This window comes from Bacillus sp. TH17, from assembly GCF_016651125.1.
GTDB classification, from domain to species: domain Bacteria; phylum Bacillota; class Bacilli; order Bacillales; family Bacillaceae_G; genus Bacillus_A; species Bacillus_A mycoides.
Genome location: NZ_JAEKEN010000001.1, coordinates 3,851,002 through 3,864,887, shown reverse-complemented (window position 1 = coordinate 3,864,887; position 13,886 = coordinate 3,851,002). Strand labels below are relative to the sequence as shown.

13 protein-coding genes and 1 pseudogene are annotated in these 13,886 nt (G+C 37.6%); 10 read left to right on the top strand and 4 right to left on the bottom strand.

All coding sequences use genetic code 11. From position 1 onward, the window contains the following. Window positions 1–79 precede the first annotated feature (79 nt). Together JFT95_RS19780 and JFT95_RS19775 are read right to left on the bottom strand one after the other, a co-directional pair. Window positions 80–622 carry a transcription repressor NadR gene (locus JFT95_RS19780; protein ID WP_002034157.1) on the bottom strand — a complete coding sequence of 181 codons (543 nt, stop codon included), beginning with the start codon at window positions 620–622 and terminating at the stop codon, window positions 80–82. Next, window positions 622–1,764: an IscS subfamily cysteine desulfurase gene (locus tag JFT95_RS19775; protein WP_201053019.1), complete on the bottom strand. Its 1,143-nt coding sequence runs from the start codon at window positions 1,762–1,764 to the stop codon at window positions 622–624. The genes JFT95_RS19780 and JFT95_RS19775 overlap by 1 nt, the downstream gene beginning before the upstream one ends. A gap of 153 nt (window positions 1,765–1,917) precedes the next feature. On the opposite strand from JFT95_RS19775, the gene nadB reads away from it, so the two are divergent. The 5 genes and pseudogenes from nadB (at window position 1,918) to JFT95_RS19750 (ending at window position 8,423) form a co-directional block, all read left to right on the top strand. Continuing rightward, window positions 1,918–3,447 (top strand): L-aspartate oxidase, encoded by a 1,530-nt coding sequence (gene nadB, locus JFT95_RS19770; RefSeq protein WP_201053017.1) that lies wholly within the window; start codon window positions 1,918–1,920, stop codon window positions 3,445–3,447. Between the two features lie 19 nt (window positions 3,448–3,466). Next, window positions 3,467–4,300 carry a carboxylating nicotinate-nucleotide diphosphorylase gene (gene nadC, locus JFT95_RS19765; protein WP_201053015.1) on the top strand — a complete coding sequence of 278 codons (834 nt, stop codon included), beginning with the start codon at window positions 3,467–3,469 and terminating at the stop codon, window positions 4,298–4,300. Window positions 4,301–4,330: 30 nt separating this feature from the next. Further along, window positions 4,331–5,437, top strand: coding sequence for a quinolinate synthase NadA (gene nadA, locus JFT95_RS19760; protein WP_002088797.1), 1,107 nt, complete (start codon window positions 4,331–4,333; stop codon window positions 5,435–5,437). 211 nt (window positions 5,438–5,648) lie between these two features. Further along, window positions 5,649–5,805: pseudogene (gene safA, locus JFT95_RS30135) on the top strand (SafA/ExsA family spore coat assembly protein); the annotation flags it as partial. Window positions 5,806–7,775: 1,970 nt separating this feature from the next. Then, on the top strand, window positions 7,776–8,423 hold the full coding sequence (locus tag JFT95_RS19750; protein ID WP_002034140.1) for a YhcN/YlaJ family sporulation lipoprotein: 648 nt from the start codon (window positions 7,776–7,778) through the stop codon (window positions 8,421–8,423). A 32-nt stretch (window positions 8,424–8,455) separates the two neighbouring features. Here the strand turns inward: JFT95_RS19750 and JFT95_RS19745 are convergent, their stop codons facing one another. Next, window positions 8,456–8,890: a hypothetical protein gene (locus tag JFT95_RS19745; RefSeq protein ID WP_002129237.1), complete on the bottom strand. Its 435-nt coding sequence runs from the start codon at window positions 8,888–8,890 to the stop codon at window positions 8,456–8,458. A 433-nt stretch (window positions 8,891–9,323) separates the two neighbouring features. On the opposite strand from JFT95_RS19745, the gene JFT95_RS19740 reads away from it, so the two are divergent. Continuing rightward, the gene (locus tag JFT95_RS19740; RefSeq protein WP_002167631.1) at window positions 9,324–9,839 is read left to right on the top strand and encodes a BofC C-terminal domain-containing protein; all 516 of its coding nucleotides are present in this window, start codon (window positions 9,324–9,326) and stop codon (window positions 9,837–9,839) included. A gap of 10 nt (window positions 9,840–9,849) precedes the next feature. Here JFT95_RS19740 and JFT95_RS19735 read toward each other — a convergent pair whose 3' ends face one another. Next, window positions 9,850–10,794, bottom strand: a complete 945-nt coding sequence (locus tag JFT95_RS19735) for an iron-hydroxamate ABC transporter substrate-binding protein (RefSeq protein WP_002034128.1) — start codon at window positions 10,792–10,794, stop codon at window positions 9,850–9,852. A 188-nt stretch (window positions 10,795–10,982) separates the two neighbouring features. Between JFT95_RS19735 and ruvA the strand changes: the two genes are divergently transcribed. Genes ruvA through queA form a run of 4 tightly spaced genes read left to right on the top strand, consistent with a single transcriptional unit; the run spans window position 10,983 to window position 13,876 of the window. After that, window positions 10,983–11,600, top strand: a complete 618-nt coding sequence (gene ruvA / locus JFT95_RS19730) for a Holliday junction DNA helicase RuvA (protein WP_002088786.1) — start codon at window positions 10,983–10,985, stop codon at window positions 11,598–11,600. Between the two features lie 5 nt (window positions 11,601–11,605). Then, window positions 11,606–12,607, top strand: coding sequence for a Holliday junction branch migration DNA helicase RuvB (gene ruvB / locus JFT95_RS19725; RefSeq protein ID WP_000344470.1), 1,002 nt, complete (start codon window positions 11,606–11,608; stop codon window positions 12,605–12,607). After that, a complete protein-coding gene (locus JFT95_RS19720) occupies window positions 12,604–12,804 on the top strand; it encodes a DUF2905 domain-containing protein (RefSeq protein WP_000138161.1) in 201 nt (66 codons plus the stop codon). The genes ruvB and JFT95_RS19720 overlap by 4 nt, the downstream gene beginning before the upstream one ends. Before the next feature lie 19 nt (window positions 12,805–12,823). Next, the gene (gene queA, locus JFT95_RS19715) at window positions 12,824–13,876 is read left to right on the top strand and encodes a tRNA preQ1(34) S-adenosylmethionine ribosyltransferase-isomerase QueA (protein ID WP_201053013.1); all 1,053 of its coding nucleotides are present in this window, start codon (window positions 12,824–12,826) and stop codon (window positions 13,874–13,876) included. Window positions 13,877–13,886 lie beyond the last annotated feature (10 nt).

Genomic DNA, 13,886 nt, shown 5'->3' with positions numbered 1-13,886 from the left:
ATCTCCTTTACAATTGATTTCAATATTATATCACTAAAAAAGCACAGAGAATGATGAAAAACTCTGTGCTGTACATTAATTAATAAACGAGAAATCCAGCTCGATCTAGTGCCTCACAGGCAGCATCTAATTTCTCTTTAGAATCTGCTTCGATTGTATGTAAGTGAATACCATCTGTTAGTTGCGAAAGATAGGAAGCGTTTGTGTTTTCGATTTTTTGTAAATATTGTTCTACATCGAAGCGATTACTTACCATAATCGATGCTGTTAAGTCGCCGTATACAGGATGCTCAACTTTTACGTCTTTAATCGTAACGCCGTGGTCAACTAACATAGTAAGTTCTTGACGTACTTCTGCCGGTTTATGTTGGCATACGATTACGCGTTCGAAAGCTTGTTGTCTTGTTTGTGGCTTTAAATATAAATATCCTTGTGCAGTCGCAATAATTGGTTCATTTCGTGCTTTTAGTAAGGAAATGTCTTGAACGATAACTTGCCTACTTACGTTTGTCTTTTTAGATAGTTCATTCCCTGATAACGGTTCATTTGCAGCAAGAAGCCACTCAAGGATGAGTTGTCGTCTTTCTTCGCCTAAAATCTTTTTTTGATCATTTTGTTTCATTATGATTTAACACCTCTATAAAATTGATTTCCAATTGTGTGTAGTGCATGAATAGTTGTATCAATTTGTTCTTTCGTTGTGTGATGTCCGAAAGAAAAGCGGACATATTGTTTTGCCTCTTCATACGTTTTTCCAATTGCAAGCATTGTTTTTGAAGGGTCTTGTTTACCTACTTGGCAAGCACTTCCAGTTGAAATGGCTATACCATGACGGTTACATTCTAACATTGTATACTGACCTTCTATTCCTTTTATTGTAACCCCAATAATATGTGGTAAACAAGAAGTAGAATGTCCTTTCACTTCAATTTCTAGAGGAAGTGTTTGTAATTGCTCTAAAAAATAAGATCGTAATTGTTTAAAACGAAAGCTCTCTTCCTTTTGATTCTTTAATATATGCTCTGCGGCTGTTAAAAAAGCAGCGATGCCAGGAACGTTCACTGTACCAGGGCGAAAGCCTTTTTCATGAGAAGTTCCTGGAAATACTTGTTCCCAGCGAACTTGCGGATTTATATAGCAAGCTCCAACTCCTTTTGGTCCGTATATTTTATGGGCTGAAACAGAAAGACTATCAATCTCCATCGCTTTAACGTCTATTGGAAGTTTACCAAACGTTTGAACACAATCCGAATGAAATAAAACATTATATTTTTTTAAAAGTGCTCCGATCTCTGCAATGTTTTGAACGGTCCCGATTTCAGAGTTTCCGTGCTGTATACTTGCTAGAGCAGTATCTTCTGTAATAGCTGCTTCTAAATCTACTAAATGAATTATCCCACTTTTATCAACAGGAATCTCAATAATAGTATAACCTTGCGATTGTAAGGATTGAAAATAACTTCGAATCGATGCGTGTTCCATAGGTGTCGTAATAATGTGCTTTCCATTTCTAGCATTTAGAAGGGATTGAATCGCAAGGTAGTTAGATTCTGAACCGCCGCTTGTAAAGAATACACCTTGTTCCTTACCCCCAATCATTTCTGCAAATGTTTCTCTACAAACTTGTAATAAAGATGATGCACTTCCGCCGATATCGTGTAAACTTTGTTCATTTCCGAAATATGTTTTTGCCGCTGCTATATATGTTTCTAAAGCTTCTTCGCTCATAGGTGTTGTCGCTGCATAATCTAGATATATCATCATGTAATTTCCTCTCTTCAGTAAGAGTGACATTTGTTTTCGTTTTTAGAATGGTAGTGAAAATAAGAATTGTAAAAAAACTCTTGTCATTATTTTAAAACTATGTAAATATAGGTGTCAAGACAGTTGGGAAGTGTAAAGTGGGAGGCAACAATTATGCCAAGTGCAGATGTCTTAATTATTGGAAGTGGCGTTGCGGCGCTTCGTGTTGCGAAAGAGCTTTGTCACGAAAAGAATGTGATAATTATCACAAAAAAAACAGGACGTAATAATAATACATATTTAGCTCAAGGAGGAATTGCAGCAGCTGTTGCTACATATGACGATCCGAGTGGGCATTTTGAAGACACATTAGTGGCAGGTTGCCATTATAACAACGAAGAAGCAGTTCGTTATTTAGTTGAAGAGGGACCGAAAGAAATAAGTAAGCTTATTACGAATGGAATGAAATTTGATGGGGATGAAAAAGGGATCCACCTTGGTAAAGAAGGGGCGCATCGAAAACGGCGCATTTTACATGCCGGAGGAGATGCAACTGGTAAAAATCTATTAGAGCATTTAATACAAGAAGTAGTTCCGAACGTTACTGTCGTTGAGCATGAAATGGTGCTCGATTTCATTATAGAAAATAATAAATGCATAGGAGCTTTAACGCGAAATAGTGAAGGGAAGCTGAAGCGTTACTATGCTGATAATACGGTGTTAGCATCAGGAGGAATAGGTGGTTTGTACGCCTTTACATCGAATGGTGAGACAATTACAGGCGATGGACTTGCGATGATATATCGAGCTGGGGGAGAACTTGTTGATTTAGAATTTGTACAATTTCATCCGACGATGTTATACGTGGACGGGCGATGTTGTGGTCTCGTTTCTGAAGCAGTCCGTGGTGAAGGAGCTGTCCTTATAAATGGAAAAGGACAGCGTTTTATGATGGATATACATCCCGGGAAAGATCTCGCACCGCGTGATGTAGTGGCAAGGGCTATTCATGAACAACTTCTTGCAGGTGAAAAAGTGTACTTAAACATCGAAACCATTCAAAACTTTGAACAACGTTTTCCGACCGTCTCATCATTATGTAAAAAGAATGGTATTGATTTAAAAGAAAATTCTATTCCGGTCGTACCGGGCGCTCATTTTCATATGGGCGGCGTGAAGACGAATTGTGACGGAGAGACGTCCATTTCAAACTTATATGCGGTCGGTGAAGTGGCTTGTAATGGAGTTCATGGTGCGAATAGATTGGCGAGTAATTCATTATTAGAAGGTCTTGTGTTTGGAAGACGAATAGGAAAACACATTTTAGCTAAGCCAGCAGAGGAAAGAAAAAATGTGCCGGAAGAGAGAGGGAAAAGTTTTATAGCTCTTAATGATTTACCGTTGAAAGAAGAAATACAAGAATGCATGATGAAATATGTTGGGATTGTGCGAACTGAGAAAAATTTATCATATGCTCAGAGATGGTTTAGTAGGTACGGTGTGCGAAATATGATCTTACAATATGATGCACTTACAAATGAAGAGATAACGCTTATTAATATGTTAACAGTTTGTGAGCTTATAACAGTATCAGCTTTGCAAAGAGAAGACAGTGTTGGTGGTCATTATCGCATTGATTATCCAGAAAGAAATAGCGTGAAAAAAGAGATTATCCGAGTGAGAAGAAAACTACAACTTGTTTAATAAGGGGAAGAGGGGTTTTATGAATACGTTAAAAGTTAAGGAAGCATTAAATCGATTTTTTCTAGAAGATATAGGAGAAAGAGATGTAACATCTCAGCTTATCTTTCCCGATAATACACTTGCGAAAGGAACGTTTCTTGTAAAGGATACAGGGGTATTTGCAGGGTGCTTAGTAATTGAAGAAGGATTTAAATTAATTGATCAGAGAATTGAAGTTGAACTTCATAAAAAAGATGGGGATCTTGTAGAAAAAGGCGAAATAATTGCAACCGTGCAAGGCCCAATCGCATCATTATTAACGGCAGAGCGCGTTATATTAAACGTTATTCAGCGTATGAGCGGGATAGCGACGATGACGCGTAAGGCGGTTTTTGCTTTAGATAGCAGTCATACACGCATTTGTGATACGAGAAAAACGATGCCAGGACTACGTATGTTTGATAAATATGCTGTAGTATGCGGGAGCGGATTTAACCACAGATTCGGTTTATATGATGGTGTCATGATTAAAGACAATCATATTGCTTTTGCTGGCTCGATTACAAAAGCTGTTACATCGGTGAAAGAAAGATTGGGACATATGGTGAAAGTAGAAGTCGAAACAGAGACAGAGGCGCAAGTGAGAGAAGCGATAGAGGCCGGCGCAGATGTTATTATGTTCGATAATCGTACGCCAGAAGAGATTCGTGAGTTTTCAAAAATTGTACCAAGTGTCATCGTTACGGAGGCTTCAGGTGGTATTACAATTGAAGATTTATCAAAATACGGAAAAACAGGGGTAGATTATATTTCACTTGGAGCGTTAACACATTCAGTGAAAGCACTTGATATTAGTTTTAATATTGAGGCCTAATGAGAGTGGTTTAGAGGGGGAGAATCATAAATGGGTATTTTAGAGAAAGTTCAGCCAATCGAAGTAATGTTACCAGAGCGTTATCAAACGATGTCTACATTAGAGATGGAAGAGCGTGTCCGTGAAATTAAAGAAAAAATGGGGGCATTACTATTTATTCCAGGACATCATTATCAAAAAGATGAAGTGGTGCAATTTTCAGATGCAGCAGGGGACTCACTTCAACTCGCGCAAGTTGCAGCGAATAATAAAGAGGCAAAATATATTGTGTTTTGTGGTGTGCACTTTATGGCAGAAACGGCAGATATGTTAACGACAGATGATCAAATTGTCATCTTACCAGATATGCGTGCCGGCTGTTCTATGGCAGATATGGCAGATATTGAACAAACAGAAAGAGCGTGGAAAGAGCTCGCGAAATTATTTGGGGATACGATGATTCCATTAACGTATGTAAATTCAACAGCTGCGATCAAAGCGTTTTGTGGTCGTAATGGAGGGGCAACAGTAACCTCTTCTAATGCAAAACAAATGGTGTCTTGGGCGTTTACACAAAAAGAGCGTCTCGTCTTTTTACCAGACCAACATTTAGGAAGAAATACAGCGTATGATTTAGGTATTCCGTTAGAAAAAATGGCAGTGTGGAACCCGCATACAGATTCATTAGAGTACGATGGAGATATAGAAGAAATTCAAGTGATTTTATGGAAAGGCCATTGTTCTGTTCATCAAAACTTCACTGTGAAAAATATTGAAAATGTGCGAAAAAATCATCCGGATATGAATATTATTGTTCACCCTGAATGTTGTTATGAAGTGGTTGCTGCTTCTGATTATGCAGGATCAACGAAATATATTATTGATATGATTGAAGCAGCTCCGGCGGGAAGTAAGTGGGCGATTGGTACAGAGATGAATTTAGTGAACCGAATTATTCAGCAACATCCAGATAAAGAAATTATTTCGCTAAATCCGTTTATGTGTCCTTGCTTAACGATGAACCGAATTGACTTACCTCACCTGTTATGGGCACTTGAGAACATAGAAAGAGGAGAACAAATTAACGTTATTCGTGTAGAGAAACAAGTAACAGAAGAGGCAGTTCTTGCATTAAATCGTATGTTAGAGCGCGTTTAAAGCAGCGGGATTTCCGTTGCTTTTTTTCGTACATATAATCATAACAAGGATGAAATAGGCATACATTGTGTTGAGGAAATCATTGCGGTTTTTCTATGCTTATTCCACTTCGAATCATATTGAAAATAGAAGAAGTGATAAAAGTAAAAGAAGTTAATGTTGTTTAGAAAGTGTTTTTACTTATAGATAAGTTATACAGGAGGGGGAAAATTTGAAAATTCATATCGTGCAAAAAGGGGAGACCCTTTGGAAAATTGCAAAAAAGTACGGAGTGGATTTTGAAACGCTAAAAAAAACAAATACACAGCTTAGCAATCCAGACCTAATTATGCCAGGGATGAAAATTAAAGTGCCATCGCATAGCGTTCATGTGAAACAACAAACTGGATCGGGTTCAGCGCCCCCGAAACAATATGTAAAAGAGGTGCAGCAAAAAGAGTTTGCATCAACACCAACGCCACTTGCAATAGAAGATGAAGATGAGATCACGTATCAATCAACACCTATTACACAACAACCAGCTATGCAACAAACGCAAAAAGAAATGCAGATAAAACCGCAAAAAGAAATACAGGTGAAGCCGCAAAAGGAAGTGCAAGTGAAGCCACAAAAAGAAGTGCAAAAAGAAATTCCGATTCAAAAAGAGAAGCCAGTTGAAAAGCCACCTGTCATTCAAAAACCACCTGTTGTAGAGAAAGTAGAAAAACTAAAACCTACTACGAAAGAAAATACTAAATTTTCTATCAATGTGTTACCACAGCCACCGCAACCACCAATTAAAGCGAAAAAAGAATATAAAATTTCAGACGTAATAAAAAAGGGAAGCGAGTTAATTGCTCCTCAAATTAATAAAATGAAACCTAACAATGTCATTTCTCCGCAAACGAAAAAAGACAATATAGGAAACATAGTGTCGCCGCAAGTGAAGAAAGAGAATGTAGGGAATATAGTGTCGCCGCAAGTGAAGAAAGAGAATGTAGGGAATATAGTGTCGCCGCAAGTGAAGAAAGAGAATGTAGGGAATATAGTGTCGCCGCAAGTGAAGAAAGAGAATGTAGGGAATATAGTGTCGCCGCAAGTGAAGAAAGAAAATGTAGGGAATATAGTGTCGCCGCAAGTGAAGAAAGAGAATGTAGGGAATATAGTGTCGCCGCAAGTGAAGAAAGAGAATGTAGGGAATATAGTGTCGCCGCAAGTGAAAAAAGAAAATGTAGGAAGCATAGTCTCACCAAACGTATCAAAAGAAAGTGTTATTATCCCGCAAGTAATACCGCCTAATATTCAAGTGCCGAATATAATGCCAATAATGGATAACAATCAACCACCAAATATGATGCCGATAATGGATAACAACCAAATGCCAAATATGATGCCGATAATGGATAACAACCAAATGCCAAATATGATGCCGATAATGGATAACAACCAAATGTCAAATATGATGCCGATAATGGATAACAACCAAATGCCAAATATGATGCCGATAATGGATAACAACCAAATGCCAAATATGATGCCGATAATGGATAACAACCAAATGCCAAATATGATGCCGATAATGGATAACAACCAAATGCCAAATATGATGCCGATAATGGATAACAACCAAATGCCAAACATGATGCCGATAATGGATAACAACCAAATGCCAAATATGATGCCGATAATGGATAACAACCAAATGCCAAATATGATGCCGATAATGGATAACAACCAAATGCCAAACATGATGCCAATAATGGATAACAATCAAATGCCAAACATGATGCCGATAATGGATAACAATCAAATGCCGAACATGATGCCATATCAACAGCCAATGATGCCGCCATATCCGCAGTATCAGCAACAAAATCCATACAATCAAATGCCGTATCAACAAATGGCACCGCAATATACTTCTATGCCAAATCCAAATATGATGCCAATGGATAATAATATGCCACCACTCGTACAAGGGGAAGAAGATTGTGGATGCGGAGGAGAGAGTAGGTTATATAGTCCGCAACCGGGTGGTCCACAATACGCTAATCCTTTATATTATCAACCAACTCAGCCAGCATATGCACCACAGCCAGGAACGATGTATTATCAGCCGGACCCACCAAACGTATTTGGAGAACCAGTTTCAGAAGAAGAGGACGAAGAGGAAGTTTAAAAAAAGGTGGGGTTATTCCCACCTTTTTTGTATTCGTGATAGTCAGGAATATGGTGAATTTACATTAAGTGCTAGAAAATTCCTAGTGAAATATTAACAGTGTAAAAACTCTCTCTGTTACTCATCATAAGGGGGAGCTTTTCGAAAGAGAAGTTCATTCTAACAGAGGGGGTTTTTGTATTGAATACGAAAGTAAAAGTTATTGCTGCTTCTTTGTTAGTTACCAGTGCATTAGCTGCATGCGGTACACCAAAAGATAATAATGCGATGGATGGACGTAACTACAATTACGAGCGTACATCTTATAATGATACACACCAGTATCGTGATAATGTAGCGCGTAACGATCGTTCTACAGATTATGTAACATATAGAAACGGTCGTAACGATACAGGATATAATAATTATTACCGTGATGTAAATTACAATGGGCAAATTGCTAATCCACACCCAACTCGTAATATTACAATGAACAATTCATACATTAACAATGATGGTAAAACTGCGGAGAAAATTACGAATCGTGTGAAACGTATGAATAACGTAGACCGAGTTTCTACAGTTGTATATGGAAACGATGTAGCGATTGCGGTAAAACCACGTAATACAGCGACGAATGAAACAGCGATGGCGAACGAAATTCGTCAAGCTGTTGTGAATGAAGTTGGAAATAGAAACGTATATGTTTCTGTAAGAAATGACATGTTTACTCGTGTCGATGCAATGAGTACGCGTTTACGTAACGGCACAGCTACAAACGATTTTAATCGTGACATAACAAATATGTTCCGAGACATTCGTTACGGTCTGACTGGTACTATGCGATAACAAATCAAAGAGGAAGGGATAGCCCTTCCTCTTTATTCATCGTCGTCTTGTAAACGTCGTTTTTTTATAAAATAACTAACGGAGTAAGACGCTAAAAAGCATATGAAGAGAATACCACCTGTTAAAATAGCTTCAAATAGAGGTCTTTCTGGACTGAAAATGATATAAATAATAGCCATGATAATTCCTACAATAAGAGAGCGTAAAATAATTTTGTAATAAGGAGTTAACTTTATTTCATTTTCGCTTTCTTCTACATCGATAGAAACGCTTAACTGTAAATAACTAAGTACAATACTTGTAAGAATAAATAATAACCACAATGGAGATTTCGTAATTTGATCCATTCCTTCTGTGAATCCGATATAGCCTAAAATTCCGATTATACCAATTGATTGAAAAAGAAAGGCAATACGTATGTTTTTTAACATTTGAAGTATGAGGCGTTCATCTTTAATTTTTTTCAAGGCATTCATCCCCTGTTTATATTTATAGTGTTAATTGTAATGTATATATTACATTAATCAATTTATAATTTACATAAATTTCAATTGGTTGAAAGAGGAAGAAAAATATATTTAGAAATATATTGCGCTTCTACCTTGTTAATGTTATATTAGCAAAGCGATGAGCTAATTTACGTAAGTCGAGAGATATGCTTAAGTGCTAAACACGCGAATGTGGTCGCCTGGTCTTTCGCCGTAAACGCATCAGACGCCTGCTTTGCAGGCGTCTTTCATTTTATATAAAAGTAAATGATACATGCAGATGAGGATTAACCCTTATCTGTATTTTTTATTTTCCTTAGAAATTTAATGCTATTGTTTATATGGATAAAACCCCCATTTCCGGAAAAGCTACAAATGAAAGTATGATTTTGCCTAGAAGAGGTGAACGGAAATGAAATGGATGCTAATTGCAGTGCAAGCTTTCGTTGTGATGTTTTGCTTAGCTTATGGATCCGATGTGAGGGCAGAAATAACAGAAAAAGTACCTGAAGTTACAATTTTATTAGAGCGTATGTATGTTGATGGAGAAGTAAGCGAGGAAATACTGACAGAAAAAGTAGCGGATTTAGAAAAGTTTTTGCAGCAATATAAAGAATGGCAACTTGTTGATCGTGATGATGTGCAAATCGTATTACAAAGGAAAGTTGATGATATTTCTCCTTTACTGAAAACGAGCGGTTATTTTGGTGTTTCAGAGGAAGGGATATTGCAAATTTTTAAAGGGGTACCGAAAAGTGATAACGCGATCCATTCCTTCTTTCAAATTGATATGAAAAAGCTTGAGAGTTATGAGCGAGCAAAACTAAAGCGTGGTATTCGTATTAAGTCAAAAGAAGGATTCGTGAAGACAATCGAAAAAATGAAGCAATACGCAGTGCAAAATAATAAAAAAAGCAGCTCAGGGTGAGCTGCTTTTTTTATTTATTCTTAGCTAAAATCTCTTTTGCGATTTCATCAATTAGCATATCTTTTCCGATTGGATTGAATGCTTTCGTATTGAAGGCTTCATTCGATACTTCATATACGTGATTGTTTTTTACTGCTTTATTATCTTTCCAAACCGCACTGTTTTTATAGTCTTCGTACACTTTATCAGCTTCTCCGCCGAAGTTTACAATAAACATTTGATCAGGCTGGAATGCAACAAGACCTTCTAGTGATACTTGTGCCATCGTTTGTTTTAAATCTGTACCTTTTGTTGCTGGAAGCTTTAAGTCGTTAAAGATGATGTCACCGTATCCGAAGCTACCGTATACACGGAAGTTTTGTGGTGTAACTGCAACGAACATAAAGTTCTCATCTTTTGTTTTCTCTTTAATTTTTTTAGATAAAGAGTCTGCTTTTTTATCGTAATCTGCAATCCATTTGTCTGCTTTCTTTTCTTCGTCAAATAGTTTACCTACTTCTTTAAACTTACCGCGCCAGTCTTCTAGATTTGTTTCCAGAACAACTGTCGGTGCCACTTTTTCTAGTTGATCATAAATTTTCAATTGACGATTGTTTAAAATAATTAAGTCTGGTTTTAAAGCAGTAACAGCCTCTAAATCAACTTTAGGTGCCCAATACCAGCCAACTGCTTTTACTCCGTCTAACTTTTCAGTTAAATGATTTTGGATTTTATCTTTATATGTGTTTGCTGTACCGACAGGTTTATGTCCAAGGATTAATAATTCCTCTGTTGATCCAGATAAATCAACAATTCTCTTTGGATTAGCTGGAATTGTTGCTTCCCCTTTAGCATGTTTTACAACTTTCGTTTTCGGTTGTTCTTTTGCTTTTGATTCTTCTTTTTGAGAAGAACAGCCAACGATAGAAAGAACAACTAGCATAATAGTAAATAAAATAAATAGCTTTTGTTTCATCCTGATGTAACCCCTTTAATTAGTATTGATAATCATTATCGACTTCTGTATATTAAGGGGCTTTATCCTTTCTGTCAATGGAAAATAACAGAAGTTTTAAACAGAGAACATTCGTTGGGGTATTCTCGCTTTTCTATCATTAAATATGTTAAAATGGAATACATGATTTGAGAGGGAGAGATCGTATTTTGTTTGAATATGTTACAGGTTACGTGGAGTATGTAGGACCGGAATATGTCGTAATTGACCATAATGGAATTGGTTATCAAATTTTCACACCAAATCCGTATGTATTTCAAAGAAGTAAGCAAGAAATCCGTGTCTATACATATCATTATGTGAGAGAAGATATTATGGCACTTTACGGTTTTAAAACACGTGAAGAGCGTTTATTATTTACAAAATTGTTAGGTGTATCGGGGATTGGACCAAAAGGCGCTCTTGCAATTTTAGCTTCTGGTCAAACCGGACAGGTCGTTCAAGCGATTGAACATGAAGATGAGAAGTTCTTAGTGAAGTTCCCAGGCGTCGGAAAGAAAACAGCGCGCCAAATGATTTTAGATTTAAAAGGAAAACTAGCAGATGTTGTACCAGATGCGTTTGTTGATTTGTTCTCAGATACTGAAAGTTTTGATACGAAGAAAGGTTCATCAGTTGAACTTGATGAAGCACTGGAAGCACTGCGTGCACTTGGCTATGCAGAACGAGAAGTCTCTCGCGTTGTACCAGAGTTATTAAAAGAATCACTAACGACGGATCAATATATTAAAAAGGCACTTAGTCTTTTACTAAATGGTAAGAGGTGAGTATAATGGACGAACGTCTCCTTTCAGGGGAATCTGGATACGAAGATGCGGATTTAGAGTATTCATTACGGCCACAGACGCTCCGTCAGTACATTGGCCAAGATAAAGCGAAACATAATTTAGAAGTGTTTATTGAAGCGGCGAAAATGCGTGAAGAAACGTTAGATCACGTACTTTTATATGGCCCACCTGGACTTGGTAAAACGACGCTTGCGAATATTATTGCCAATGAAATGGGTGTTAACATTCGAACGACGTCAGGTCCCGCAATTGAAAGACCAGGAGATTTAGCAGCTGTATTAACAGCACTTCAGCCAGGAGATGTATTATTTATTGATGAAATTCATCGTTTGCATAGATCTATTGAAGAAGTGCTATACCCAGCGATGGAAGACTTTTGCCTTGATATCGTTATTGGGAAAGGACCATCAGCTCGCTCTGTACGCCTAGATTTACCTCCATTTACGCTAGTTGGGGCAACGACGCGTGCAGGTGCATTATCAGCACCACTTCGTGACCGTTTCGGTGTACTTTCACGATTAGAGTACTATACAGTAGATCAGCTTTCTGCGATTGTAGAACGCACAGCAGAAGTGTTTGAAGTTGAAATAGATTCATTAGCTGCATTAGAAATTGCAAGACGTGCCCGTGGTACACCTCGTATTGCGAATCGTCTATTACGACGTGTACGTGACTTCGCACAAGTTCGCAGTGACGGAACGATTGCGATGGAAATTACACAAATGGCGTTAGAACTATTACAAGTAGATAAATTAGGACTTGATCATATCGACCATAAATTACTGCTTGGTATTATTGAAAAGTTCCGCGGTGGTCCAGTTGGATTAGAAACTGTTTCAGCAACGATTGGGGAAGAATCGCATACGATTGAAGATGTGTATGAGCCGTATTTATTACAAATTGGCTTTTTACAAAGAACGCCAAGAGGCCGGATCGTAACACCGCTCGCATATGAGCATTTCGGAATGGAGATGCCAAAAGTATGACGGAGATGCCAAAGCTGCTTATTACAGCTGGTATTTTGCTCATTGTTGTTGGATTAGCTTGGAAGTTCATAGGAAGGCTTCCAGGCGATATTTTTGTGAAAAAAGGTAACGTTACCTTTTATTTTCCTATCATTACATGTATTGTGTTAAGTATTGCATTATCTTTCATTATGTATATAATAAATCGATTCAAATAAGAAATAGGTGGATACAGTTATGGATATTAATCTGTTTGATTTTCATTTACCAGAAGAACTCATTGCACAAATTCCGCTTGAAGAGCGTGAAACATCAAGATTGATGGTGTTAGACCGTGAAACAGGAGATATTGAGCATAAACATTTTACAGACATTCTTTCTTACTTACAAGAGGGGGATTGCTTAGTTTTAAATGAAACGAAAGTGATGCCGGCTCGCTTGCACGGTGTGAAAGAAGATACAGGTGCACACATTGAAGTGCTTCTTTTGAAACAAGAGGAAGGCGATAAGTGGGAAACGCTTATAAAGCCAGCGAAGCGTGTAAAAGAAGGAACTGTCATCTCTTTTGGTGAAGGAAAGTTAAAAGCAACTTGCATTGGAACAGCAGATCAAGGTGGGCGTCAACTTGAGTTTTCATATGACGGCATCTTTTATGAAATTTTAGACGAGCTTGGAGAAATGCCACTTCCTCCATATATTAAAGAGACGCTAGAAGATCGCGATCGTTATCAAACGGTATATGCGAAGGAAATCGGTTCAGCAGCAGCACCGACGGCTGGCCTTCACTTTACAGAAGAGTTACTCGAGAAATTGAAGCAAAAAGGCGTCGGGTTAGCATTCATTACACTCCATGTAGGACTTGGAACATTTAGACCAGTTTCTGCAGATACTATTGAAGAGCATCATATGCACGCAGAGTATTACCATATGTCTGAAGAGACTGCGGCGTTATTAAACCGCGTGAAAGAGACTGGCGGCCGTATTATTACAGTAGGTACGACATCAACTCGTACGTTAGAAACGATTGCAACAGATCATAGTGGTAAGCTTTGCGCAGCTTCTGGCTGGACAGATATTTTTATGTACCCAGGATATGAATTTAAAGCAATTGATGGTTTAATTACAAACTTCCATTTGCCGAAATCAACATTAATTATGCTTGTAAGTGCATTTTCAAATAGAGATAATGTACTTCATGCTTATAATGAAGCAGTAAAAGAAAAATATCGTTTCTTTAGTTTCGGTGATGCAATGTTCGTTGCATCTCACGCTAAAATGAGAAACAAATAAAAGGAGTAAA

Bases quoted from the DNA above. Each gene is read 5' to 3' on its own strand.
- JFT95_RS19780 (WP_002034157.1), bottom strand. From the start codon at position 622: ATGAAACAAAATGATCAAAAAAAGATTTTAGGCGAAGAAAGACGACAA.
- JFT95_RS19775 (WP_201053019.1), bottom strand. From the start codon at position 1,764: ATGATGATATATCTAGATTATGCAGCGACAACACCTATGAGCGAAGAA.
- nadB (WP_201053017.1), top strand. From the start codon at position 1,918: ATGCCAAGTGCAGATGTCTTAATTATTGGAAGTGGCGTTGCGGCGCTT.
- nadC (WP_201053015.1), top strand. From the start codon at position 3,467: ATGAATACGTTAAAAGTTAAGGAAGCATTAAATCGATTTTTTCTAGAA.
- nadA (WP_002088797.1), top strand. From the start codon at position 4,331: ATGGGTATTTTAGAGAAAGTTCAGCCAATCGAAGTAATGTTACCAGAG.
- JFT95_RS19740 (WP_002167631.1), top strand. From the start codon at position 9,324: ATGAAATGGATGCTAATTGCAGTGCAAGCTTTCGTTGTGATGTTTTGC.
- JFT95_RS19735 (WP_002034128.1), bottom strand. From the start codon at position 10,794: ATGAAACAAAAGCTATTTATTTTATTTACTATTATGCTAGTTGTTCTT.
- ruvB (WP_000344470.1), top strand. From the start codon at position 11,606: ATGGACGAACGTCTCCTTTCAGGGGAATCTGGATACGAAGATGCGGAT.
- JFT95_RS19720 (WP_000138161.1), top strand. From the start codon at position 12,604: ATGACGGAGATGCCAAAGCTGCTTATTACAGCTGGTATTTTGCTCATT.
- queA (WP_201053013.1), top strand. From the start codon at position 12,824: ATGGATATTAATCTGTTTGATTTTCATTTACCAGAAGAACTCATTGCA.